20 protein-coding genes are annotated in these 22290 nt (G+C 61.0%); 5 read left to right on the top strand and 15 right to left on the bottom strand.

Going from position 1 to position 22290, the window contains the following annotated elements; genetic code table 11:
* Nucleotides 1–92: 92 nt before the first annotated feature.
* The 3 genes from WDZ78_RS18190 to WDZ78_RS18180 all read left to right on the top strand — a co-directional run bounded on the left by WDZ78_RS18190 (nt 93) and on the right by WDZ78_RS18180 (nt 3802).
* Nucleotides 93–1802, top strand: a complete 1710-nt coding sequence (locus WDZ78_RS18190) for a peptide ABC transporter substrate-binding protein (RefSeq protein WP_425673813.1) — start codon at nt 93–95, stop codon at nt 1800–1802.
* 76 nt (nt 1803–1878) lie between these two features.
* On the top strand, nt 1879–2889 hold the full coding sequence (locus WDZ78_RS18185) for an ABC transporter permease (RefSeq protein ID WP_425673812.1): 1011 nt from the start codon (nt 1879–1881) through the stop codon (nt 2887–2889).
* Nucleotides 2882–3802: an ABC transporter permease gene (locus WDZ78_RS18180; RefSeq protein WP_020010380.1), complete on the top strand. Its 921-nt coding sequence runs from the start codon at nt 2882–2884 to the stop codon at nt 3800–3802. Before WDZ78_RS18185 ends, WDZ78_RS18180 begins: the two co-directional genes overlap by 8 nt.
* A gap of 145 nt (nt 3803–3947) precedes the next feature.
* On the opposite strand, the gene WDZ78_RS18175 is transcribed toward WDZ78_RS18180, so the two are convergent.
* The 14 genes from WDZ78_RS18175 to WDZ78_RS18110 form a co-directional block, all read right to left on the bottom strand.
* Nucleotides 3948–4298: a ribbon-helix-helix domain-containing protein gene (locus WDZ78_RS18175; RefSeq protein WP_020813240.1), complete on the bottom strand. Its 351-nt coding sequence runs from the start codon at nt 4296–4298 to the stop codon at nt 3948–3950.
* A gap of 71 nt (nt 4299–4369) precedes the next feature.
* A complete protein-coding gene (locus tag WDZ78_RS18170) occupies nt 4370–4936 on the bottom strand; it encodes a DJ-1/PfpI family protein (protein WP_020010378.1) in 567 nt (188 codons plus the stop codon).
* A 97-nt stretch (nt 4937–5033) separates the two neighbouring features.
* The gene (locus tag WDZ78_RS18165; protein ID WP_020010377.1) at nt 5034–6431 is read right to left on the bottom strand and encodes an amidase; all 1398 of its coding nucleotides are present in this window, start codon (nt 6429–6431) and stop codon (nt 5034–5036) included.
* Nucleotides 6432–6485: 54 nt separating this feature from the next.
* Nucleotides 6486–7307 (bottom strand): ABC transporter permease, encoded by an 822-nt coding sequence (locus WDZ78_RS18160; RefSeq protein ID WP_020010376.1) that lies wholly within the window; start codon nt 7305–7307, stop codon nt 6486–6488.
* The gene (locus WDZ78_RS18155) at nt 7304–8254 is read right to left on the bottom strand and encodes an ABC transporter permease (RefSeq protein WP_020010375.1); all 951 of its coding nucleotides are present in this window, start codon (nt 8252–8254) and stop codon (nt 7304–7306) included. Before WDZ78_RS18155 ends, WDZ78_RS18160 begins: the two co-directional genes overlap by 4 nt.
* Nucleotides 8255–8482: 228 nt before the next feature.
* A complete protein-coding gene (locus WDZ78_RS18150) occupies nt 8483–10018 on the bottom strand; it encodes an ABC transporter substrate-binding protein (RefSeq protein WP_026363648.1) in 1536 nt (511 codons plus the stop codon).
* Nucleotides 10019–10199: 181 nt separating this feature from the next.
* Complete coding sequence (locus WDZ78_RS18145; RefSeq protein WP_026363647.1) at nt 10200–11102, bottom strand: LysR family transcriptional regulator; 903 nt, start codon at nt 11100–11102, stop codon at nt 10200–10202.
* A 267-nt stretch (nt 11103–11369) separates the two neighbouring features.
* On the bottom strand, nt 11370–12119 hold the full coding sequence (locus WDZ78_RS18140) for an ABC transporter ATP-binding protein (protein ID WP_425673811.1): 750 nt from the start codon (nt 12117–12119) through the stop codon (nt 11370–11372).
* Nucleotides 12116–12952: an ABC transporter ATP-binding protein gene (locus tag WDZ78_RS18135; protein ID WP_003504759.1), complete on the bottom strand. Its 837-nt coding sequence runs from the start codon at nt 12950–12952 to the stop codon at nt 12116–12118. Before WDZ78_RS18135 ends, WDZ78_RS18140 begins: the two co-directional genes overlap by 4 nt.
* The gene (locus WDZ78_RS18130) at nt 12949–13881 is read right to left on the bottom strand and encodes an ABC transporter permease (RefSeq protein ID WP_425673810.1); all 933 of its coding nucleotides are present in this window, start codon (nt 13879–13881) and stop codon (nt 12949–12951) included. Before WDZ78_RS18130 ends, WDZ78_RS18135 begins: the two co-directional genes overlap by 4 nt.
* Entirely contained in the window at nt 13878–14945 is a 1068-nt protein-coding gene (locus tag WDZ78_RS18125) for an ABC transporter permease (protein ID WP_003499026.1), read from the bottom strand. The genes WDZ78_RS18130 and WDZ78_RS18125 overlap by 4 nt, the downstream gene beginning before the upstream one ends.
* Before the next feature lie 18 nt (nt 14946–14963).
* Entirely contained in the window at nt 14964–16604 is a 1641-nt protein-coding gene (locus WDZ78_RS18120; RefSeq protein ID WP_425673809.1) for an ABC transporter substrate-binding protein, read from the bottom strand.
* 50 nt (nt 16605–16654) lie between these two features.
* Nucleotides 16655–17710, bottom strand: a complete 1056-nt coding sequence (locus WDZ78_RS18115; protein WP_425673808.1) for a dipeptidase — start codon at nt 17708–17710, stop codon at nt 16655–16657.
* Between the two features lie 207 nt (nt 17711–17917).
* Nucleotides 17918–18625 (bottom strand): phosphoribosyltransferase, encoded by a 708-nt coding sequence (locus WDZ78_RS18110; protein WP_020810855.1) that lies wholly within the window; start codon nt 18623–18625, stop codon nt 17918–17920.
* A 210-nt stretch (nt 18626–18835) separates the two neighbouring features.
* On the opposite strand from WDZ78_RS18110, the gene WDZ78_RS18105 reads away from it, so the two are divergent.
* Entirely contained in the window at nt 18836–20008 is a 1173-nt protein-coding gene (locus tag WDZ78_RS18105) for a M20 aminoacylase family protein (protein ID WP_425673807.1), read from the top strand.
* Nucleotides 20009–20026: 18 nt separating this feature from the next.
* Here WDZ78_RS18105 and WDZ78_RS18100 read toward each other — a convergent pair whose 3' ends face one another.
* Entirely contained in the window at nt 20027–21274 is a 1248-nt protein-coding gene (locus WDZ78_RS18100; RefSeq protein ID WP_020010366.1) for an MFS transporter, read from the bottom strand.
* Nucleotides 21275–21366: 92 nt separating this feature from the next.
* On the opposite strand from WDZ78_RS18100, the gene WDZ78_RS18095 reads away from it, so the two are divergent.
* Nucleotides 21367–22290 (top strand): LysR family transcriptional regulator, encoded by a 924-nt coding sequence (locus WDZ78_RS18095; protein WP_020010365.1) that lies wholly within the window; start codon nt 21367–21369, stop codon nt 22288–22290.

The raw sequence follows: 22290 nt of genomic DNA, 5'->3' as shown, positions 1-22290 counted from the left end.
AATCAAATACTTACAATAAAATACCTTGCGCATGACGACAGGAAAAGCGTCAAACATTCAAATAGATAAAATCCAAAAAAGGGGAAAACATAATGAAGAAGCGCAGCATTCTCTTTGCCAGCACGGTGGCGGCGATGGCCTTGGCAGGCTCTGCCGCCCATGCCGAACGCGGCAGTGACGGCGAACTGAAAATCCTGTTCTGGCAGGCTGTATCGACACTGAACCCTTATCTTTCCGCAGGCACCAAGGAAATCTATAGCTCGTCCATGGTAATCGAGCCTCTGGCGCGCTACGACGAAAAAGGCGAGCTGGTGCCGATGCTGGTGAGCGAGATCCCGACGGTCGATAATGGCGGCGTCGCAAAGGACCTGCTCAGCATGACGTGGAAGCTGAAAAGCGACATCAAATGGTCTGATGGCACGCCGCTGACCGCTGACGACGTGATTTTCACCTGGAAATATTGCAAAGCACCGGATGGCGGCTGCGCGCAGGCGGCGCAATATGAGGGCGTGAAAAACGTCGAGGCCATCGACGCCCATACCGTCAAGATCAGCTTCACTGAACCCAAGCCCTACCCCTACTCGGCATTTGTCGGCGCGCAATCGCCCGTCATCCAGAAGAAGCAGTTCGAAAATTGCCTGGGCGCCGCCGCTCCCGGCTGCACATCCGCCAATTTCGGCCCCATCGGCACCGGCCCCTTTGTGGTCAAGGATTTCAAGCCGAACGACGTCATCAGCTTCGTCGCCAACCCCAATTATCGCGATCCCGCCAAGCCCGCTTTCGCCACGGCGACCCTGAAGGGCGGCGGTGACGCGGCATCCGCTGCGCGTGCCGTTCTTGAAACCGGCGAATTCGACTACGCCTGGAACATGCAGGTGGAGCCGGAAATTCTGGCGACCATGGTGGCCGCCGGCAAGGGCAAGCTGGAAACCGCCTTCGGCACGCAGGTCGAGCGTATCAATCTCAACTGGTACAACGCCGACCCTGCGCTGGGTGACAAGCGCTCCACCAAGGAGGGCGGTCCGCATCCGGCCCTTTCCGACCCGGCCGTGCGCCGTGCGCTCTCGCTCGCCATCGATCGCGACATCATCGATGAGACGGGTTATGGCGAGGCGGGCAAGCCGACCTGCAACATCGTGCCGGCCCCGGCGGCTGTCGCTTCGACGAAAAACGACAGCTGGTGCCTGAAGCAGGATTTGGAAGGTGCAAACAAGCTGCTCGACGATGCAGGCTGGGTGAAGGGCGCCGATGGCATCCGCGCCAAGAACGGCGTGAAGCTGTCCTTCCTCTACCAGACCTCCACCAACTCCGTTCGCCAGGCAGCGCAGGAACTGGTGAAGGACATGTGGTCGCAGATCGGCGTTGCATCCGAACTGCGCAATGTCAGCGCCTCGGTGTTCTTCGGCGGCGATCCGGCAAGCCCGGATACCTTCCAGAAATTTTATGCCGACGTTGAAATGTACACCAACAATTTCGACGGCACCGACCCGGAAAAATATCTGGCGGAATGGCTCTGCGACAAGATCCCTGCCCCCGCAAACGGCTGGCAGGGCCAGAATGTTCCGCGTTATTGCAATCCGGAATTCGACAAGCTGGTGGGCGTCCTTTCCAGGACGACGGACTTTGCCAAGCGAGGGGAAATCGCCAAACAGCTAAACGACATGCTGACGGAAGAAGGCGCGCATATTCCGCTCATCCACCGCGGCAGCGTCTCCTCGCACTCACTGACACTCGAAGGCGTTCGCATGAATGCCTGGGATTCGGAACTCTGGAACGTCGCGGACTGGTCCCGCAAAAAGTAACACGCAAATGCGCGGTCGCCCCAAAAAGGGCGGCCGCGCTCGTTTTGCGAGACCCTGACGGTCTGGAGACTTTCCGATGTTTACCTTTACGCTCCGGCGGCTTGCCTTTGCCGTACCGACGTTGCTCGTCATCAGCTTCGTCATCTTCGCCCTGCTCGATCTTGCGCCGAATGATCCGACCGGCGACCTGCCGCTGACCATTCCGCCCGAAGTGCGCGAACAGATCCGCGCCTCGCTCGGCCTCGACCAGCCGTTCTTCATCCGCTACCTGCTCTGGCTGCAGCAATTCTTCATCAATGAGCCGCTGAACCTGTTCGAAAAGCTGACCGGCTGGCAGATCGGCGACGGCAATCGCATGCGCGTGCTGTCCTGGGCAACGCGCAGCCCGGTGGTCGATCTCGTCATCCAGCGCATGCCCCAAACGCTCTGGGTGGTGGGCCTTGCCTATCTCTTCGGCGCGCTTCTGGCGATCCCGATCGGCGTCATTTCCGCCTACAAGCAATATTCGATCTTCGACCAGATCGGCACCTTCGTCTCGATGGTCGGTTATTCGGTGCCGACCTTCTTCACCGGCGTGCTGCTGGTGGTGATCTTCAGCTCTTACCTGCAATGGTTCCCTTCCGTCTATGACACCAATCTGCAGGTAACGGACTGGGGAAGCTTTGTGGCGCAGATCAAACAGATGTTCCTGCCGGTGCTGGTATTGACCCTCTACAATGTCTCGCAGATCAGCCGCTTCGTGCGCGCCTCCATGCTCGACAATCTGCATCAGGACTATGTGCGCACCGCAAGAGCAAAGGGCGTGAAGGAAAAATCCGTGCTGCTCGTTCACGTCCTGCGCAACAGCCTGATCCCGGTCGTGACGGTGATTGCACTCGGCGTGCCGACGATCTTTTCCGGCGCCATCATCACCGAGCAGATATTCCGCGTGAACGGGCTTGGCCAATTGCTGATAACCGCCGTTCAGGGCGCGGATATTCCGCTGGTGCAGACGCTGACCTTCATTTTCGCGGTGCTGATCGTGCTCTTCAACCTGATTGCCGACGTGCTTTACGGCATTCTCGACCCGAGGATCCGCTATGACTGACGCCACCATTACAGCACCGACGGTTGCGGCCACCCCAACACAATCCGCCCTTGCCGATATCTGGAAACAGTTCCGCGTCCACAAGGGCGGCGTTGCCGGGCTTTTTGTCTTCATCTTCATCCTGCTTGCGGTCTATGTCGGCCCCTATATCCACACCGTTGCGCCCAACGTCATCAACGTGAAGGAACGCAACCAGTGGCCGTCGCTGGCGCATCCCTTCGGCACCGACAATCTCGGCAAGGACATGCTGGCGCAGGTTCTGGCCGGCGGGCGCATCTCGCTTGCCGTCGGCATCACCGCCATGTTGCTGGCGCTGTTTCTCGGCACGCTGGTGGGGGTATTGTCAGGCTATTTCCGCAGGCTCGACGGGCCGCTGATGCGGCTCACCGACCTGTTCCTCGCCCTGCCGCTGCTGCCGCTGCTGCTCGTCATCCTCATGCTGTTTCGCGATACGCTGCGCGCCGCCTTCGGGCCGGAAACCGGCATCTTCATCCTCATCGTTTTCGTGATCGGGATAACCAGCTGGATGCATACCGCGCGCATCGTGCGCGGCGATGTGCTGACGATCAAAAGCCAGGAATTCATCATGGCGGCGAAATCGAGCGGCATGCGCGAATACCGCATCATCCTCAGGCATATTCTGCCGAATGTGCTGAGTTCGATCATGGTTTCGGCCACGCTCGGCATCGCCTCGGCCATCATCACGGAATCGGCGCTGTCCTTCCTCGGCCTCGGTTTTCCGTCCGACTTCCCGACCTGGGGACGGCTGCTGTTCGACGGCGCCAACTTCCTGCAGCTGACGCCCTCGCGTGTGCTGTGGCCGGGACTGGCGATTTCGCTGACGGTTCTGAGCGTCAATTACATTGGCGACGCCGTGCGTGATGCGCTCGACCCGAGGGCGCTGAAGAGCTGAGAAGATATGCGAGAGAGGGGAATCGTGGAACCATTCCCACGTCATCCTCGGGCTTGTCCCGAAGATCTAATCACGTCGAAAAAAACGATACGTCGGCAGATCCTCGGGACAAGCCCGAGGATGACGTCGAGTGTACTGTGACCGCCTAGTGGTAATTCACCTGCTCCGCCTCAAGGATGCTGTCCGCATCCAGTGCCGCAATCGGGATATCGCTGCGCGCCGGAATATCGCCGGAAAGCTGAAGCGCAAGATAACGCCCGCAGCAGACCCGCAAAAACGAGGTGAAATTGCCGAGATCATGCCCGGCGTCGATCGATTCATTATAAAGCTTGGCGATAAGCTGCACGCTGTTCATGCCATCCCGTCGCGCGATCTCGTCCAGCGTCGTCCAGAAGAAATTCTCGAGCCGGACGCTGGTGACCATGCCATCGATCCTCAGCGACCGCGTATGGCTTTCCCAAAGCGCCGGGTCTGCCTTGATGAAAAGCTTGCACATGGTTTCCTCCCTCACCACGCTTCAAAAGATAAACGGGAAACGGGGCTGGAAAAAGCCCCGTTTCGCAGGTCTTATTTGCCGAGCACCGCCATGAATTGCGAAAGCCATGCCGGATGCGCCGGCCATGCAGGGGCGGTCACCAGCTTGCCGTCAGTAACGGCCGCATCGATGGCGATATCGGCATAGGTGCCGCCGGCAAGCTCGACCTCGGGACGGCAGGCGGGATAGGCCGAGCAGGTGCGGCCCTTCAAAACGCCGGCAGCCGCGAGCAATTGCGCACCGTGACAGACGGCGGCCACCGGCTTGTCAGCCTCGAAGAAATGTTTCACCACCGCAAGCACATCCGCATTGAGCCGCAGATACTCCGGCGCGCGGCCGCCCGGAATGACCAGCGCATCATAATCCGCAACCTTGATATCGGCGAAGGTGGCGTTGAGCGCGAAATTATGGCCGCGTTTTTCCGAATAGGTCTGGTCGCCTTCGAAATCATGGATGGCCGTCGCGATCGTCTGGCCCGCCTTCTTGCCGGGGCAGACGGCATGGACCGTGTGGCCGACCGCAAGCAGCGTCTGGAACGGCACCATGGTCTCATAATCCTCGGCGAAATCGCCGGCGATCATCAAAATCTTCTTCGGCATGTTTGCTCCTCCCGTTTTCGAATGCCTTTGGGCAACGTAACAGGCCGGGCGCGGATGCGGGTATTATGGCAATACTACATGGTCGATAAAGGCGCGGTCAGCCACCCCGCGGCGGCTCCGGCCAGCGACGCACACCGCCGCCCCAGGTCTCAAAGGCTCTGGAAAGCTTCAGCACGAACAGATCTTCGTAACGCGGGCCGACGATCTGCAGGCCGATCGGCATGCCCGATTTCGAGAAACCGCAATTGATCGAGGATGCCGGCTGTTCGGACATGTTCCACGGCACGGTGAAGGCGATATGTTCAAAGGGCCGTGCGGGATCATTGGTGGGCGAGGCCCAGTCGGCCGGATAGGAGACGATGGGATTGACGGGTGAAATCACCGCATCAACCAACTGCATCAACCGCCCGCAGAGCTTACGCATTTCCATGGTCTGGTTGAAACCGAAAACGGCGCGTGCGCCGGAAATATCCGCCCCCTTCTGTGCCCATTCGTGAATATAGGGAAGGATCGCGGCGCGGCGGTCTGCGCTCAGCGCCGCCATATCGCCCCAGAACTTCGCCCGCCAGAAATCATCCAGCCCATCCAGCATCTCCCGCGTCAGCACCGGCTCGACCGGAATGACAGTGGCGCCTGCCTCTTCGAACAGTTTGGCGGCGGAGAGCACGGCATCGCGCACCTCTTCCTCCAGCGGCAGGCCGCAGCCGGCATCCAGCATCAGGCCGATTTTCAGGCCCTTCACGTCGATATCGAGGTCCATCCAGTTGATATCGTTGGGCGGCAGCGCGGTGCCGTCGCGCCAGTCGGGGCGGGAAAGCGTGGCCATGGCATAGGCGGCATCGATGACGGTCCGGGTCATCGGCCCGGCGCAGCGGCCAGTATAATAGGGATCGACGGGAATGCGGCCCTGGCTTGGCTTGAAACCGAACAATCCCGTCCACCCCGCCGGCAGCCGCACCGAGCCGCCAATATCCGTGCCGATATGCAGCGTGCCGTAACCCGCAGCACCGGCAGAGGCCGCACCGGCGCTGGAGCCGCCGGGGTTCTGTGTCGGGTCCCACGGGTTGCGGCTGAGCTTGTGAAAACTGGAAAGGCCTGATGATAACATGCCGTAATCCGGGCAGGTCGTCTTGGCGTAAAGGATCGCGCCATCCTCGCGGCAGCGGGCGGCCACCGGCGCGTCTTCAACCGCAGGCACCAGTTCCACCGCTTTGGTGCCAAGCGGAACGGGATGGCCTTTCGTGGCGATCAATTCCTTGAGCGATACCGGAATTCCATCAAGGGCCCCACGCGTTTCACCCTTTTGCCAGCGCTCCGTCGCGGCCAGCGCCTGCCTTCGTGCGTCCTCCGGATCATAGGCGTAAAGCGCGTTCACGACCGGTTCGAACGCCTCGATACGAGCCTCCACCGCCTGCCAATATTCGGATGGCGAAAGCCTCTTATCCCGGTAAAGCGCCAGGATTTCGAGCGTGTTGAGGTCTATGAGATCGGTCATCAGCTTCGTCTCGTCAGAAAAACAGGAAATAGGGGCGACAGCTTTCTTGGGCGGTCAGCTAGTATCGCGCGGGTCCAGCAGGTCGCGCAGCCCATCGCCGAGAAGGTTGAGGCCGAAGACGGCAAGCGCAATCGCCAGGCCGGGCATGATGGCGAGCCAGGGCGCCACGCCAAGATAGGTCTGAGCGTCCGCGAGCATCCGCCCCCAGGTGGCGGCGGGCGGCGGCATGCCGAGACCGAGGAAGGAAAGCCCTGCCTCCGTCAATATCGCAAGACCGAGCTGGATCGTCACCTGCACGATGATCTGGTTGGAAATATTCGGCACGATATGGAAAAGCGTGATTCTCGCGCGGTTCTGGCCGATGCTGGTGGCGGCGGTGACATATTCCCGCGACCATATCTGCAGCGCCGCCCCCAGCGTCAGCCGGGCGAAGACCGGCACCATGAAGGTGGCGATGGCGATGATGGCGGTGAAGCGCCCCGTGCCGATGAAGGCGCCGAGCATCATCGCCGACAGGATCGGCGGCACGGCGAAAATGATATCGCAGACGCGCATGACCACGGTTTCGGTGAAACCGCGCAGCGCCGCGACCGCAACGCCGATGGCCGTGCCGATAGATGCGCCGATGGCAACGGCGGCGATGGAGGTGGACAGCGAGTTCCAAGCACCCGCCATCAGCATGGACAACACGTCGCGGCCGAAATGATCCGTGCCGAGGCCGCCATAGACGAACGGTGATTTCAGCTTCTGGACGATCTGCATCTTCGTGGGGGACACCGGCGTCCAGACCAGCGACAGCAGTGCGATGGCGACCAGAAAGATCGTGACGGCGATGCCGACGGCAAAGGCGGGGCGGCGGCGGATCAATCGCATCATCGCGCACCTGCCCGCAGTCTGGGATCGATGAGGAGATAGGCGATATCGACCACGAAATTCATGATGATCACCAGCGCCGAAAAAAACAGCACGACGGATTGCATGACGACGATATCGCGCTGGGTCAGCGCCTGATAGGCAAGCCGCCCGAGGCCCGGCAGGTTGAAGACATTCTCGACAAGCACCGCGCCGGCGATGAGAAAGGTGAATTGCAGGCCGATCATGGTGACAACGGGGATCATGGCGTTCGGCACCGCGTGCCGCCACAGCGCCACCCGCTCGCTCAGGCCCTTGGCGCGGGCGGTGCGCACGAAATCCTCGTTCATCACCTCAAGCACGGCGGAGCGGCAGACGCGGGTGAGAACGCCCGCCTGCGACAGCGCCAGGGCAACCGCCGGAAGAATGAGCGCCGTAAGACCCGCTGAAAAACTCGGTGTCCAGCCGGGAAAGCCGCCTGATGGCATCCAGCCGAGCGTCGTGGAAAAGACGATGATGAGCAGCAGCCCGACCCAGAAACCGGGCACGGCAATGCCGACATGGGAAAACAGCCCGGCTGCGAAATCCACCGGCCCGTTGCGGCTTCTCGCCGCCGCAACGCCGAGCGGAATGGCGATGGCGACCGAAAGGCAGACGGCCAGCAGCGCAAGCGGCAGGGTGACGGCAAGCCGCTCGACAATCAACCCCGCCACCGGCACGCCATAGGTATAGGATTGTCCGAGATCGCCATGAAACACGCCAGCGAGCCAGTGGAGATAACGCAGCGGCAGCGGCTGATCGAGGCCCATCTGCTTTTGCAGCGCGGCGAGCGTATCCGGACTGGCGGACGTGCCGAGCATGATTGCCGCCGGATCGCCCGGCAGCAGACCCATGACGAGATAGATGATGAGGGAAACGGCAAACAGCGTGATAACGAGGCTGACGAGACGCCGGATGAGGACGGCTAACATCTGGCATCTGCTCCTTGCATGGTTTCGTAGCCGAATATCGTGGTAAGATTTGTTGTCATCCCGCGCATTCCTCCCTCATCCCTGTGCCTGTCACAGGGATCCAGTCGACGCGCGTCTGCGCGGCGGAAAGACTCCCCTCAACCCAAGAACTTGGGCTGGCTGGATTCCTGTGACGAGCACAGGAACGAGGTGGAGGAGAGGAGTGCGCCCCGCCATTCACGACAAACGTCACTCTTCCCAATGCACATCCGTCAGCACATTCGAGGGAATGGGTTCGTTTTCCCAGAGCCCCTTCACCTTCTTGTCCCACACGCCGAGCTTCGGCATGACAAAAAGGTAAAGTGCCGGCACATCTTCTGCGAGGATTTTCTGGGCGTCGCCGTAAAGCGCTTCCTGCTGGGCCGCATCCGCCGTCTTTTCGACGTTGCCGACGACCTCGTTGAAGGCCGGGTTCCTGTAATTGAAATAATAGGGATCGCGCGCATAGATATCGATATCCATCGGCTCCGCATGGGCAACGATGGTCATGTCGTAATCCGCACCCTTCAAGACATCCGCCACCCATTTCGCTGGGAATTCGGTCGTCTCGATGGTCATCGTCACGCCGATTTCGGCAAACATCGCCTGCAGGATTTGCGAGGTGCGCTGGGCATAGGCCATCTGCGGCGCCTTGATGGTGAAGCTGAAACCGTCAGGATAACCCGCTTCGGCAAGCAGCGCCCTCGCCTTGTCGACATCGTAGGGGTGCACCCCTGTCGTATCGATGTAGCCGCGATCATTCGGGGTGTAGTGGCTGCCGATGGCCGTGCCGAAACCGGACCATGCGCCTTCGATGACGGTGCCGCGATCCACCGCCATCATCAGCGCCTGGCGCACGCGCTTGTCATCAAAGGGCTTGCGGGCATTGTTCATGCCGGCCACGACCTTCAGTTCGGTATTGCCGACGAAGGTGCCAAGGCGTTTGTCGCCCTCAAAGGAGGTCATCAGCTCCGGCGCGCCGAATTCCGGAAAGGCATCGATATCGCCTGACTTCAGCGCCGCCGCCTGCGCCTGCGGGTCGGAGACAAAACGGAAGGTCGCCTTGTCCAGCTTCACCGCCACGGCCTTGTCCCAATAGCCGTCGTTCTTCTGCAGCTCGACCTTGTCGCCCTTGGCCCAGTTCGCGAATTTGAACGGGCCCGTACCGATGGGCGTGGTCCGGTTATTGTCAGCGCTTTTCGGCGCCACCATCACGGATGCCGGCCAGCCGAGCCAGTAGAGAAGGCTGCCGGCCGGCTGCTTCAGCTTCAGCACCAGCGTTGCGGCATCCGGCGTCTCGATACTGTCGATGGCGGCGAAGAAGCGCTTCTGCGGATTGACCGAGCTTTCGCCACGCGCCCGATCCAGCGAAAATTTGGCGACAGAGGAATCGAAAGCTTCGCCATCATGGAAGGTGACGCCCTTGCGCAGCTTGAAGGTGTAGGTCTTGCCATCAGGGGAAATTTCCCAGCTTTCGGCAAGCTGCGGCTTCACCTTGCCTTCGCGGTCAATCGTCACCAGACCTTCGAAGACATTCTGCCAGGTGACCTGGCCGATGGCGACGGGGGCGGCGATGGTCGGATCGAGACCGGCGGGCTCGACGGCCATACCAAGCGTCAGCGCGGTTTTCGGAGCGGCGTCTGCGGTCGTTACCGAAAGCGGCAGCCAGAGCGCCGTGCCCAGTGCAAGGCCCAGCGCGGCGCGGCGCGAAAGCGTTGCCGCCTGCGAAAGATAAATGCGTGGCATCATTGTCCCCTGTCTGGCGGCCGGGGCATTTTTGCCCTTCCAAAGACCACCCGTTGCAAAAAGAGTGTCATGTTGCAGGCGCACACACAATCTCGATTTTTGTGTGCTCCGTGTAGCTGAAATGGCTACACGGAAATGCGGATGGAAATCAACCTTCCGCGCGGATAGTCATCCGCCTTGCTTACCCCGCCGTCGCTTCACGCATGAAGCGCTCGATGAAATCGGCAAGCTTGGAGGCGGCGAAGGACAATTGCCGGTCGGGAGCAACACAGAGATCGATCTGGGTGTGGATACCCTTCTTGCCGGAGAGCGGAACCGCGACCATCTGGCCGCTGCGGATTTCACGCGCCACCGAAAGCGCCGGTAGGAGCGTGGCGGCGGCGTGGCCCATCACCAGCTCCTTCAGCATTTCCAGCGAACTGGTGATGAAGACGGGATCAAGCTCGATGCCCGCATCGGCAAACAGGGTATCGAATGCCTGGCGTGCGGCAAAACTCTTGTCCGGCAGGGCAAGCGGCAGGCCCGCCAGTTCCTTCAGCGAGACTTCCGCCTGCGCGGCGAGCGCATGGCCGGCGGGGAAGATGGCATCATAACTGATGCGGGTGCGCGAGCGCACTTTCACGCCCGATAGTTTTGGCGCAAACAGGCTGACGACCAGATCGGCTTCCGCCGCACCCAGCGCCTCCATCGCCTGACGAGCGCTGGTAATATGCACCTCGAAGCGCAGCTTCGGATATTTGAGGCTGAACTGCGCCAAGACCGGCGCCAGAAGGTTCGCCACCGTCGCGCCATTGGCATAGACCGTGACCCGGCCGCGCTGCAGGCCTTTGAGATCGTCTATCAGCTGGTGCACATGGTCGAGTTCGCGCAGCGTCTTGCCGGCGCGGGCGGCGAGCAGCTCCCCCGCTGCCGTCAGCTTCACACCCCGGCTGGAGCGCTCCACCAAGGGAGAACCGAAATAATATTCGAGGTTTTCGATCTGCCGGCTCACCGCCGTCGGCGCGACATTCAGGTTTTCCGCCGCGGCGCGCATGGAATTGGTGCGAACGAGTTCATCGAAATACATCAAGGCGCGCAATTGCATGGGGTGGGTACCTTGTTCGGGTGGGCCGGTGTGGCGGGCCAGCATATCATCGAGGCGGGGCGAGAGAATACTTCACGCGGAAAGATCGCTCGTGAAAGCAAAAAACGCGCCGCTTGTTTCTTCTCCCCGCCGGGGAGAAGGTGGCGCGCAGCGCCGGATGAGGGGGCTAGGGTGGAGATATTCGGAGAGCTTGCCCCCTCATATGCCCCGTTCGGGGCATCTTCTCCCCGGCGGGGAGAAGAATGGGAGGCAAACCTCACGCCAAAATCAAACGCGCTTGAAACCCTCACTCGCCACCAGCAGCTGGCGGGTATAATCAGCGCTGAACTCGCGGCTTTCCAGCGCCTCAGCCTCCAGCATTTCCACCACCTTGCCGCTTTTCATCACCGCAAGGCGATCACACATGTGGCTGATGACGCCGAGATCGTGACTGACCATGACGAAGGTGAGGTTGCGATCCTTGCGGGCCTGTTCGAGCAGGTTGAGGATTTCCGCCTGAATGGAGGCGTCAAGCGCCGAAGTCGGCTCATCCAGCAGCAGGATTTTCGGCTCGACGATCAGCGCGCGGGCAATGGCGATACGCTGCCGCTGGCCGCCGGAAAGCTGGTGCGAATAGCGGAAGCGGAAGCCTGAACCGAGGCCGACTTCATCCAGTGCCCGGGCAATGCGCTGCTCGCGATTGTCGAGACCGTGGATGACCAGCGGCTCCAGCAGCAGCGCATCCACCGTCTGGCGCGGGTGCAGCGAACCATAGGGGTCCTGGAACACCATCTGCACATCGCTATAAAAGCTCTTGTCGCGATGCTTGCTGGAATAGGAGCGCCCGGCCACCATCAAGGAGCCTTCGTCGAAATGGTTGAGGCCGGCAATAGCGCGCAGCAGGGTCGACTTGCCGGAACCGGACTCACCGACGATGCCGAAGGATTCACCCTCGGCCACATCGATGCTGACGCTGTCGAGCGCGATGTAACCGTCGAAATCGACCACCATGTCTCTGATAGAAAGAACCATGCTCATGCGCGCCACTCCGGCTTGCGTTCCAGAACCGGCAGAGGATGCCGGTGGCCGCCAATTTCCGGCAGGCAGTTCAAAAGCCCCTGCGTATAGGGGTGTTTCGCTTCCTTCAGATTGGCGGAAGAAAGCTCTTCCACCACCTTGCCCGCATACATGACGAGAACGCGGTCACAGAAGGAGGAGACGAGCCTCAGATCATGACTGACGAAGATCAGCCCCATGCCGCGATCCCGCACCAGCTTGTCGAGAATGTCGAGCACTTCGAGCTGCACCGTGACGTCGAGCGCCGAGGTGGGTTCGTCGGCGATCAGCAGTTCCGGGCCGCAGACCAGCATCATGGCGATCATCACACGCTGGCCCATGCCGCCGGAGACCTCATGCGGATAGAGATCGAAGACGCGCTCGGGATCGCGGATCTGCACCGCTTCGAGCATGGCAAGCGTGCGCTGACGCGCCTCGCTGCCGCCGATCTTTTCATGGGTACGCAATGTTTCCATGATCTGGCGGCCAATGGTCATGACCGGGTTCAGCGAATATTTCGGGTCCTGCAGGATCATGGCCATGCGCTTGCCGCGCATGATCCGCCGCTCCTTTGCGGACGCCTTGAGCAGGTCGATATCGCCGAAACGCAGGGCATCGGCCTCGATGCGCGCGCTTTTCGGCGTCAGCCCCATGATGGCGCGGCCGGTCTGCGACTTGCCGGAGCCGGATTCGCCGACGATGCCGAGACGCTCACGCCCGAGCGTGAAGGACACGCCGCGCACGGCTTCCACCAGCCCGGTGCGGGTGGGGAAGGAAACGCGGAGATTCTGAACGGTCAGAAGCGGCGCACTCATTGGCCCGCCTCCTTGGGATCAAGCGCATCGCGCAACCCGTCGCCCAGCAGGTTAAACCCGAGGCTGACGATGAGGATCGCCACGCCGGGCATGGCCGCGACCCACCATTGGTCGAGAATGAAACGACGCCCCGAAGCGATCATCGCGCCCCATTCCGGCAGCGGCGGCTGCGCGCCAAGTCCTAGGAAGCCGAGACCTGCGGCGGTGAGGATGATGCCCGCCATATCCAGCGTGACGCGCACGATGAGCGACGACATGCAAAGCGGCATGACGTGTTTCAGGACGATGCGGAAGGGCGATGCCCCCATGAGCTTCACCGCCGCGATGAAATCGGAATTGCGGAAGGTCATGGTTTCAGCGCGCGCGATGCGCGCATAGGGCGGCCAAGACGTCACCGCGATGGCGAGCACCGCGTTTTCAATGCCCGGCCCAAGGGCGGCTACCAGCGCCAGCGCCAGAACCAGTTTCGGAAAGGCCAGAAAGATATCGGTGATGCGCATCAGAACGGCATCCACCCAGCCGCCGGCATAACCCGAGACGGTGCCGACGATGAGCCCGATGGGCGCCGCGATGATGGCCACCAGCAGCACCACGAACAGGGTCAGCCGCGAACCGTGGATGAGGCGCGAGAGAATATCGCGCCCCTGATCGTCCGTGCCGAGCAGGTAACCTTCCGTCCCCGGAGGCAGAAGCCGGGCATTGCGCAGATCGCCCTGCACCGGGTTGTGCGGCGCCAGCACATTGGCAAACAGCGCGACGAACAGCAGCGCAACAATGATGCCGAGGCCGAGCAGCGCCAGCCGGTTTTCCGAAAACCGCCGCCAGATTACATAGGCCCGGCCAAGACGCGCCTGCCTGCGCGAGGCCGGCCGGTCGGAGAGCAGCCATTCGCGGCTATAGGGTTTGAGTGTGTCGGTCGAAATCGTCATCGGCTGCGCGTCCTTGGGTCGAGCGTCCGGTAGAGCAGATCGGAAAAGAGATTGATGCCGACGAAGATGGCGCCGATCACGATCGTGCCGCCAAGAACGGCATTCATATCCGCATTCTGCAGGGAATTGGTGATGTAGAGGCCAAGCCCCGGCCAGGCAAAGATGGTTTCGGTCAGCACCGAACCTTCCAGCAGACCGGCATAGGACAGCGCAATCACGGTCACCAGCGGCACGGCGGCGTTGCGCAGCGCGTGGAACCAGATGATGCGGGTTTCCGAAAGCCCCTTGGCGCGGGCCGCAACGATATATTCCTGGGCGAGCTCGTTCAGCATGAAGGAACGCGTCATGCGGCTGATATAGGCCAGCGAAAAATAACCGAGCAGAGAGGCGGGCAGGATGATGTGGCGGAACAGGTCCCACAACACATCCCATTGCCGCTGCCAGATCGCGTCGATCAGGAAAAAGCCCGTGACCGGCGTGAAGGTGAATTCGTAAACGATGTCCATGCGGCCGGGATAAGCGACCCATTGCAGCCGGGCGTAAAAGACGAGGAGCGCCAGAAGCCCGAGCCAGAAGATCGGCACGGAATAACCGATGAGGCCGATGACGCGCACCACCTGGTCGGCAAAGCTGCCGCGCTTGACGGCGGCAAGCACGCCGAGCGGTATGCCGAAGACGGCGCCGATGATGGTACCGATCGTGGCAAGCTCTATGGTTGCCGGGAAAACCCGCTTGATATCCTCCATCACCGGATTGGTGGTGAGGACGGAGATGCCGAAATCGCCCGAAAGCGCCTGCTTCAGATAAAGAAAGAACTGCTGCCAGAGCGGCAGGTTGAGGCCCAGCTGCTCACGCACGCGCTCAACCACATGGGCAGGCGCGCGGTCGCCGACGATCGCCAATGCGGGATCGATCGGCACCACACGGCCAATGAAAAATGTGACCGCCATCAACCCCAGAAAGGTGGTGATGACGGTGACGGCGAAGCCGAGAACGGCCTTCACACGGGCGTTGGCACGGCGTTTGCCCTGCCTCGCCCGGCTGTTCGTTTCAACGATGCTCAAGAGACCGATCCTTCCGGATCATTCCTTGGAGATCGTATAGACGTAGTTGGTGTCGAAGCTCGGTCCGAGCTTCAGGCCCTTGAGCTTGGCGGAATAACCGGCCACTTCCGTCTGCTGGAAGATGATGACGAAGGGACCCTTCGCCAGAACTTCCTTCTGCAGGTTTTCATAGATGGCGGCGCGCTTGGCGCTGTCCTTCTCCAGCAGAGCTGACTGGGTTTCCTTGGTCAGATCAGGAACGTCCCAGGCATTGCGCCATGCGAGCGTCTTGTTCTTGCCCTCATCGGAATTGTCGTAGTTGATGGTGAAGGTTTCCGCATTCGAGTTCGGATCGAAATAGTCCGAACCCCACTGGCCGATATAGATATCATGGGTGCGGGCGCGGTACTTGGTCAGCGTCTGCTTGCCGTCGCCGGGAATGATTTCGAGCTTGATGCCAGCCTGCGCCAGCGTCTGCTGCACGCTTTCGGCAATGCCGGTCACCGGCTGCGTGTTGCGCACATCCATGGACACGGTAAAGCCGTCCTTCAGGCCGGCCTTGGCCAGAAGTTCCTTCGCCTTGGCGACGTCGAGCTTGTAGGGGTTCTCGTTGAGCGCACCCAGCTGGCCCTTCGGCAGGAAGGTCTGGTGGACTTCGCCGATGCCCTTGATGATCGTCTCACCGATCGCGTCATAATCGACGAGATATTTGAAGGCTTCGATGACCTCAGGCTTCTTCAGGTTCTCGTTCTTCTGGTTGAGGCTGAAGTAATAGACGGTGCCCTTGGGCGCAGAGGTGACGGCAAGGCCTTCCTTCTTGGAAACGGCTTCCATGTCGCCTGGCTCAAGGTTGCGGGCAACGTCGATATCGCCGTTTTCAAGCGCCAGGCGCTGGCCGGAGCTTTCCTTCATGTGGCGATAGACCACGCGCTTCAGCTTCGGCTTCTCACCGTAATAATTCGGGTTGGCCTCCAGAATGACCGCCTCATTGGCCTTCCAGCCGAGGATCTTGTAGGGGCCGGAACCGGCATAACCCGTCTTCAGGAATTCATTGCCGAAATCCGTGTCGTATTTGTAATCGGCGCTCGGCGTGACCGACTTCGCCTTCTCGGTGATGAGCTTCTTGTCGACCACCGACGCAACGGTTGCGGTCAGCACGTTCAGCACGAAGCTCGGCGCATAGGGCTTGTCGACCGTCAGAACGAAGGTGTTTGCATCCGCAGCCTTCGCCTTTTCGGTGACATTGTCGCCCTTGAGGCCGAACTGCGTCAGCAGGAATGCGGGCGACTTGTCGAGCTTGACAGCGCGTTCGAAGGAGAAGGCGACGTCGACAGCGGTGATTGGATTGCCGGAGGCGAATTTCAGGCCGGATTTCAGCTTGAACGTATAGGTCAGGCCATCCTCGGAGGTCGTCCAGCTTTCGGCGAGATCGCCGATAACCTTGGACGTGTCGTTGAGATCGATGGAAACCAGCTTGCTATAGGTGTTGCCGGTGACTTCAGCGGCGGAGAGTTCGAATGCCTCACCCGGATCGAGCGTGATGATGTCGTCGATGGCGAAACCTTCCACCAGCGTATCGGCCGGCGTGGCGGCAAAAGCGTGCGGCGCAGACAGCATCATCAGCGACAGGGCAGCACTGGTGCTGAGAATACGCATGGATTTGTTGAGCGATTTGATCATAGGATCTCCCCTTTTGTTATAAGATTGATTTCGTTCGCTTTTATGTGTTCTCAGGCGGCCTCATGCCAGGCCTGGGATAAGACGCGCAGCCAGTTTTCCCGGCATATTTTAGCAAGTTCTCCATCACCGTAGCCCGCCGATTTCAGCGCCGCAACCAGATTGTGATTGCCGCTCGCATCAGCAACGCCGACGGGTATCGTCGCGCCGTCGAAATCCGATCCCAGCGCCACGCAATCGATGCCCATGCGCTCCACCATGTAGTCGATATGGCGCACCATGTCGGAAAGCGGCGTGTCGGCAATGTCGCGCGCATCTGCCCTGAGCATGGTCACGGCATAGTTGAGGCCGACCAGTCCGCCGCTCTCCTTGATGGCATCCATCTGCCTGTCGGTGAGATTGCGGGCAACCGGGGTGAGCGCATGCGCGTTGGAATGGCTGGCGATCAATGGCTGGCTGGTGGTCTTGGCCACATCCCAGAAGCCCTTTTCGGTGATATGCGCGAGATCGATGAGAATGCCGAGCCGGTTGCACTCCTTCACCAGCGCAAAACCGGCATCGGTGAGGCCGGGCGCCGTATCTGGCGACATGGGGTAAGAGAAAGGAACGCCGTGGCCGAAAATATTGTGCCGGCTCCAGACAGGGCCGAGCGACCGCAGGCCGGCGGCGTAAAACACCTCCAGCGCGTCGAGATCGGCGCCGATTGCCTCGCAGCCTTCCATATGCAGCACCGCGGCGAAAATATCCTCGGCAAAGGCCTTGCGAATATCGGCCGTGGAGCGGCACAGCCGCCAGGCGCCGGCGCGATCGAGCCTCAGCGCAATCGCCGCCTTCTCCATGGCGATATCCAGCGAAGGCAGGCGCTCCAGCGGAGCGGCGAGCGGCGTGTTGTAATGGCCGCTTTCATCCGGTTCCTGCAGAATGAGGTCGCCGGAAGGAATATAAATGGCGCAGATGCCGCCGCCGAGACCGCCTGCCCTTGCACGGGGGCCATCGATATGGCCTTCCCGCGTACCATTCTTGAATTCGGCCACCGGATCGGCACCGGCCTTGCTGTTGCGCCACAACCGAAGCAGCACATCATTATGACCGTCGAACACTGCATGCATGGGAAGAAATTCCAGTCATCGGAAAGAACAAAACGGGGGCGGGCAGACGCCGGGATGACACCGCGCGAAAGCAAACCGGCGCATTATTCGCCGACCGCTATTGTCTGTCGGAGCCGATCTTAGGACGATCTCTTCGAGCTTCGCAAGACACAAATTAGGCAGCGGTGAAATTATCACCACTTGCCTTTTGCCGGAATTTGCGCTTCGTCAGGCGCGCCAGCCATCTTCCGCTTTGGTGAGCAGCGGCGTGGCGAAAACGCCCCTCACCCGCTCCGGCCATTCCGGCCCGAAAGCGGCGATTTTTTCCCGCCAGCGATCCGATTGCAGCATGGCCGCACCGATGACAGCGGGCCGGATGCCGGAGGCGGCGAGAAGCGCAAGACCTGATACGATGGAGCTGCCGCTGGAGATCACGTCATCCACCAGCGCCACCCGCCGGTTCTCGATGAGCGGCAGCATGCGGGGATCGATATAGAGCCGTTTTTCCTGCCGGGTGGTGATGGAGGACATCGGCACCGACAGTTCCTCCAGATACCAGAATTTGCGTGAGGTGCCGAGCGGCACGTAACGGGAATGGCCGAGATGCCGGGCAACGGCGGCGGCGAGCGTCAAGCCCAGCGTCGGCAGGCCGATAACGACATCCGGATTGAAGGGCGCGAGCTTGGCGGCGAGATCGGCGGCCAGCGCCTCCAGCACCGCGAACGACGCCTGATTGACGATGAGCGATGCCAGCGCGTGCTCCCCATCCGCAAGCGGCCGGACGGGCAGGCAGATCTGCCTTCCATCATCCAGTTCCGCCGGAAAGAAGCTGGAATGCGGACCCGCCGTACCGAAGGTGGCCGGCGGAAGAATATCCTGCCAGAACTCATGCGGCGCGGCGGGAGAATGGGCGGCGGGCGATGCGGATGGCGGCATCGGTTTTCCTTTCAGGATCGGGATCGCGCAAGGCGGACGCGGTTTTCGGCCGCGCCGATCCCGTTCGGCGCATCAGGCATTTCAACAACCGCGAATATGCGGCGGGTTCATTTCATTGGCTTTTTCCGCTAGAACGGAAACAAAGCAACAGGCATTCGGACAAACCCACCTATGACGCGGGTTTTTCCCATATTCAAGGACAAGCTTCCCATGAGACTGCTGGATCGCATCGGCGAGGATCTGCCATTCCTGACGGAGCTTCGTCATGATCTGCACGCGCATCCGGAACTGGGTTTCGAAGAGGAGAGAACCAGCGCCATCGTCGCCGATCTTCTCGAGCGCGCCGGGCTGAAGGTGCATCGCGGTCTTGGCGGCACCGGTGTGGTCGGCACGCTGCAGGTGGGTAATGGCACCCGCAGCATTGGCCTGCGCGCCGATATGGATGCGCTTGCCATGCCTGAGGTGCCCGACCGGCCCTATAAATCGAAATTTCCCGGCAAGATGCATGCCTGCGGTCATGACGGCCATACCGCCATGCTGCTTGGCGCCGCGCGTTACCTCGCAAAGACCCGCGATTTCTCCGGCACCGTGCATTTCATCTTCCAGCCAGCCGAAGAAGGCCGTGGCGGCGCGAAGAAAATGGTGGAGGACGGGCTTTTCACGCTGTTCCCCTGCGATGCGGTCTATGGCCTGCACAATATGCCGGGGCTTGGTATCGATGAGATGGCCGTGGTGGAAGGCCCGCAGCTTGCCTCTTCCGATAGCTGGCGCGTCACCTTCAAGGGCATCGGCACCCATGGCGCCAAGCCGCATCTTGGCCGTGACCCGGTAACGGCCGCCGGCACCTTCCTCGCCTCGCTGCAAACCATCGTCGGCCGCGTGGTCGATCCGCTGCAGCCCGCCGTGGTCAGTGCCTGTTCGGTGCAGGCGGGTGACCCGAAGGCACTCAACGTCATTCCCGATCTCGTCGAAATCGGCGGCACGGCGCGCGCCTATGCGCCTGAGGTGCGTGACCAGCTGGAAGCGGAAATCGACAGGCTGGCAAAGGGCACGGCGTCGATGTTCGGCATCGAGGCGCATTACGAATTCATCCGCCGCATTCCGCCCGTCATCAACGAGGCGGATGCAACAAAACGGGCGCTGCGCGCCGCCAAAACCGTCTTCGGCAATAAGGCCCGCACCGCCTTCCCGCCCTCGACCGCCGGCGACGATTTCGCCTTCTTCGCGGGTGAAGCCCCCGGCTGCTACGTCTGGCTCGGCAATGGCCCGGCGGTGGACGGCGCGCTGCACCACAACACCTCCTACGACTTCAACGATGCGGCCATCGTGCCGGGCGTCGCTTTCTGGGCGACGCTGGTGGAGCAGGAACTGGCGGCGGAGTAAAACCTCGGCGATGGCCGCTCAGGCGCGCCGCGCGCCCGGACTGGCAAGGCTGGCTAAAATTCCGGCAAGCGCGCAGCCGGCGGTGATGGCCATGATGCCGGGCCAGCCGGCATGGATCCAGAACCAGCCGCCGATCCAGCCGGTGATGCTCGCGCCGCAATAATAAAACAGCAGATAGAGCGCGGAAGCATGGCTTTTGGCGCTTCCCGCATTGGCGCCCACACCACTGCTGGCAGCCGCATGCCCAATGAAAAATCCGACGGTTATCGCCGCAATCCCCGCCACGATGAGGATGATGCTTGAGGCGAAGGTCAGCAGGATACCGGCAAGGATGGTGGAAAAGGCAACCACCAGCATGATCCGCCGGCTGAACCGGTCAACCAGAGCACCGCCATAGGAGGAAGCCACGATACCCAGGGCAAAGGTCAGGAAGATCATGCTGACGGCGGTGCGGCCCAATTCGTAAGGCGGCGCGACGAGGCGAAAGGCGCAATAGTTGAAAACAGTGGTGAACACGCTCGTCAGCATCGCGCCGAGGAAATAGAACCGCCGAAGTTCAGGATTTCCAAGATGTTGCGCCCATATTCTCAGATGATTTTTCAGCGGCATATGCTGCGGCCGGAAATTCCGCGAAGGCGGAAGCAGCAGCAGGAAGCCGATGGCCGCGAGGATGCAGACCGCCCCCAGCGCATACATCGCCACCTGCCATGAGGTATAGGCGGATACCAGCCCCATGCCAACACGTCCCGCCATGGAGCCGAACGCCGTGCCGCCGACATAAAGCCCCATCGCCTTGCCGAGACTGGAAGGTTCAATCTCCTCGGCAAGATAGGCCATGGCGACGGCGGGAACACCGCCGAGCACGAAGCCTTCCAGCGCGCGGGCGGCAAGCAGCCATGCCCAACCTTCCGTGCTTGCTGCAATGATATTGGCGATAGCGGCCAGCATCATCGAAACGAACATCAGATTTCGGCGGGTGAAGAGCTGGGCAAAAGCACCGCTGAGAAGAATGGCGAATGCAAGCGTTCCCGTCGTCAGCGACAAAGCGAGCGATGCGGTTGCGGGGTTGATGCCGAATTCCGCCGGAAATTCCGGCAGCAGCGGCTGCACGCAATAAATCAGCGAAAAGCTGGCAAAGCCGGCCAGAAAGAGCGCCCAACTCGCCCGGCGAAACTGGCGGCTTCCCTGCCGGATCCAGAGCACATCCGGCGGCTCCTCCGTCATGACGATCGGCGGGGTGAAATCCTGTTTTTTGAGCTGGCGCATCGGGTTTGTCCTTTTCGCTCCCAGCTATAGCGCAGCTCTGTCTTTCATTCTAATATATGGAAGGCGTTCATGCCATATCTGGATCTAATATCATGGAACTCAGGCACATCCGCTATTTTCTGGCCATCGCCCATGAAGGCAGTTTTACGCGGGCGGCAGAACATCTGGGAATCGCGCAGCCGCCGCTCAGCCAGCAGATAAAGGTTCTGGAACAGGAAATCGGCGTGCGGCTGTTCCGGCGTCTCGCGCATGGCGCGGAACTAACGCCGGCAGGTCATGCGTTTCGCATCGCGGTGACCCATATTCCGCATCAGGTGAGCGAAGGTATCCGGCTTGCACGCAGGGCGGCGGCCGGTGAAACCGGTATCCTGAGAATAGGCGTTACCGGCACCGCGGCGCTCAACCCTCTGGTTCCGGCCTGCATCCGCACTTACAGACGCAAATACCCTGACGTAGAACTTCAGGTGATGGAGGCAGCTGCTCTCGCACTGACGCCAGCCCTGCTTGAAGATCGGCTGGACGTGGCGTTGCTGCGCCCCTCACAATCCGACCCTGATACGTTGCTAGAGGAAGTGCTCACTGACGAACCGCTTCTGGTCGCCCTGCCGGCATCCCATCCACTCGCGCGGCGCGGAACCGCCATAGACCTGATAGAACTGCGCGAAGACCCTTTCATTCTGACGCCACGCAGCATCGGCACCAGCCTTCACGATGCATCGATAAAAGCCTGCGAGGAGGCTGGATTCACGCCGCGTCTCGGGCCGGCTGCACCACAAATCGTCTCGATATTGTCGCTGGTCGCGGCCGAACTCGGGGTTTCCCTCGTTCCGGAATCCGTCGCGCAGGTCAAAATGCACAACATCGTCCTGCTGCCCTCCAGCGGCCCGCCGCCACAGCTTTCAATATCGCTCGCCTATCGGCGCGGAACGACATCGCCCGTGGTGAAGAATTTCGTGATGGCAGCGCGCATTGCCGCGCGTGAAACACAGACGCCTGACGGGCCCAAGGTGGAATAA

Origin of the sequence: Agrobacterium sp. M50-1, assembly GCF_049843495.1 — a bacterium.
Classification (GTDB): domain Bacteria; phylum Pseudomonadota; class Alphaproteobacteria; order Rhizobiales; family Rhizobiaceae; genus Agrobacterium; species Agrobacterium radiobacter.
Note: the sequence above shows the minus strand (reverse complement) of the source record. Positions and strands in the feature narration are given on the sequence as shown.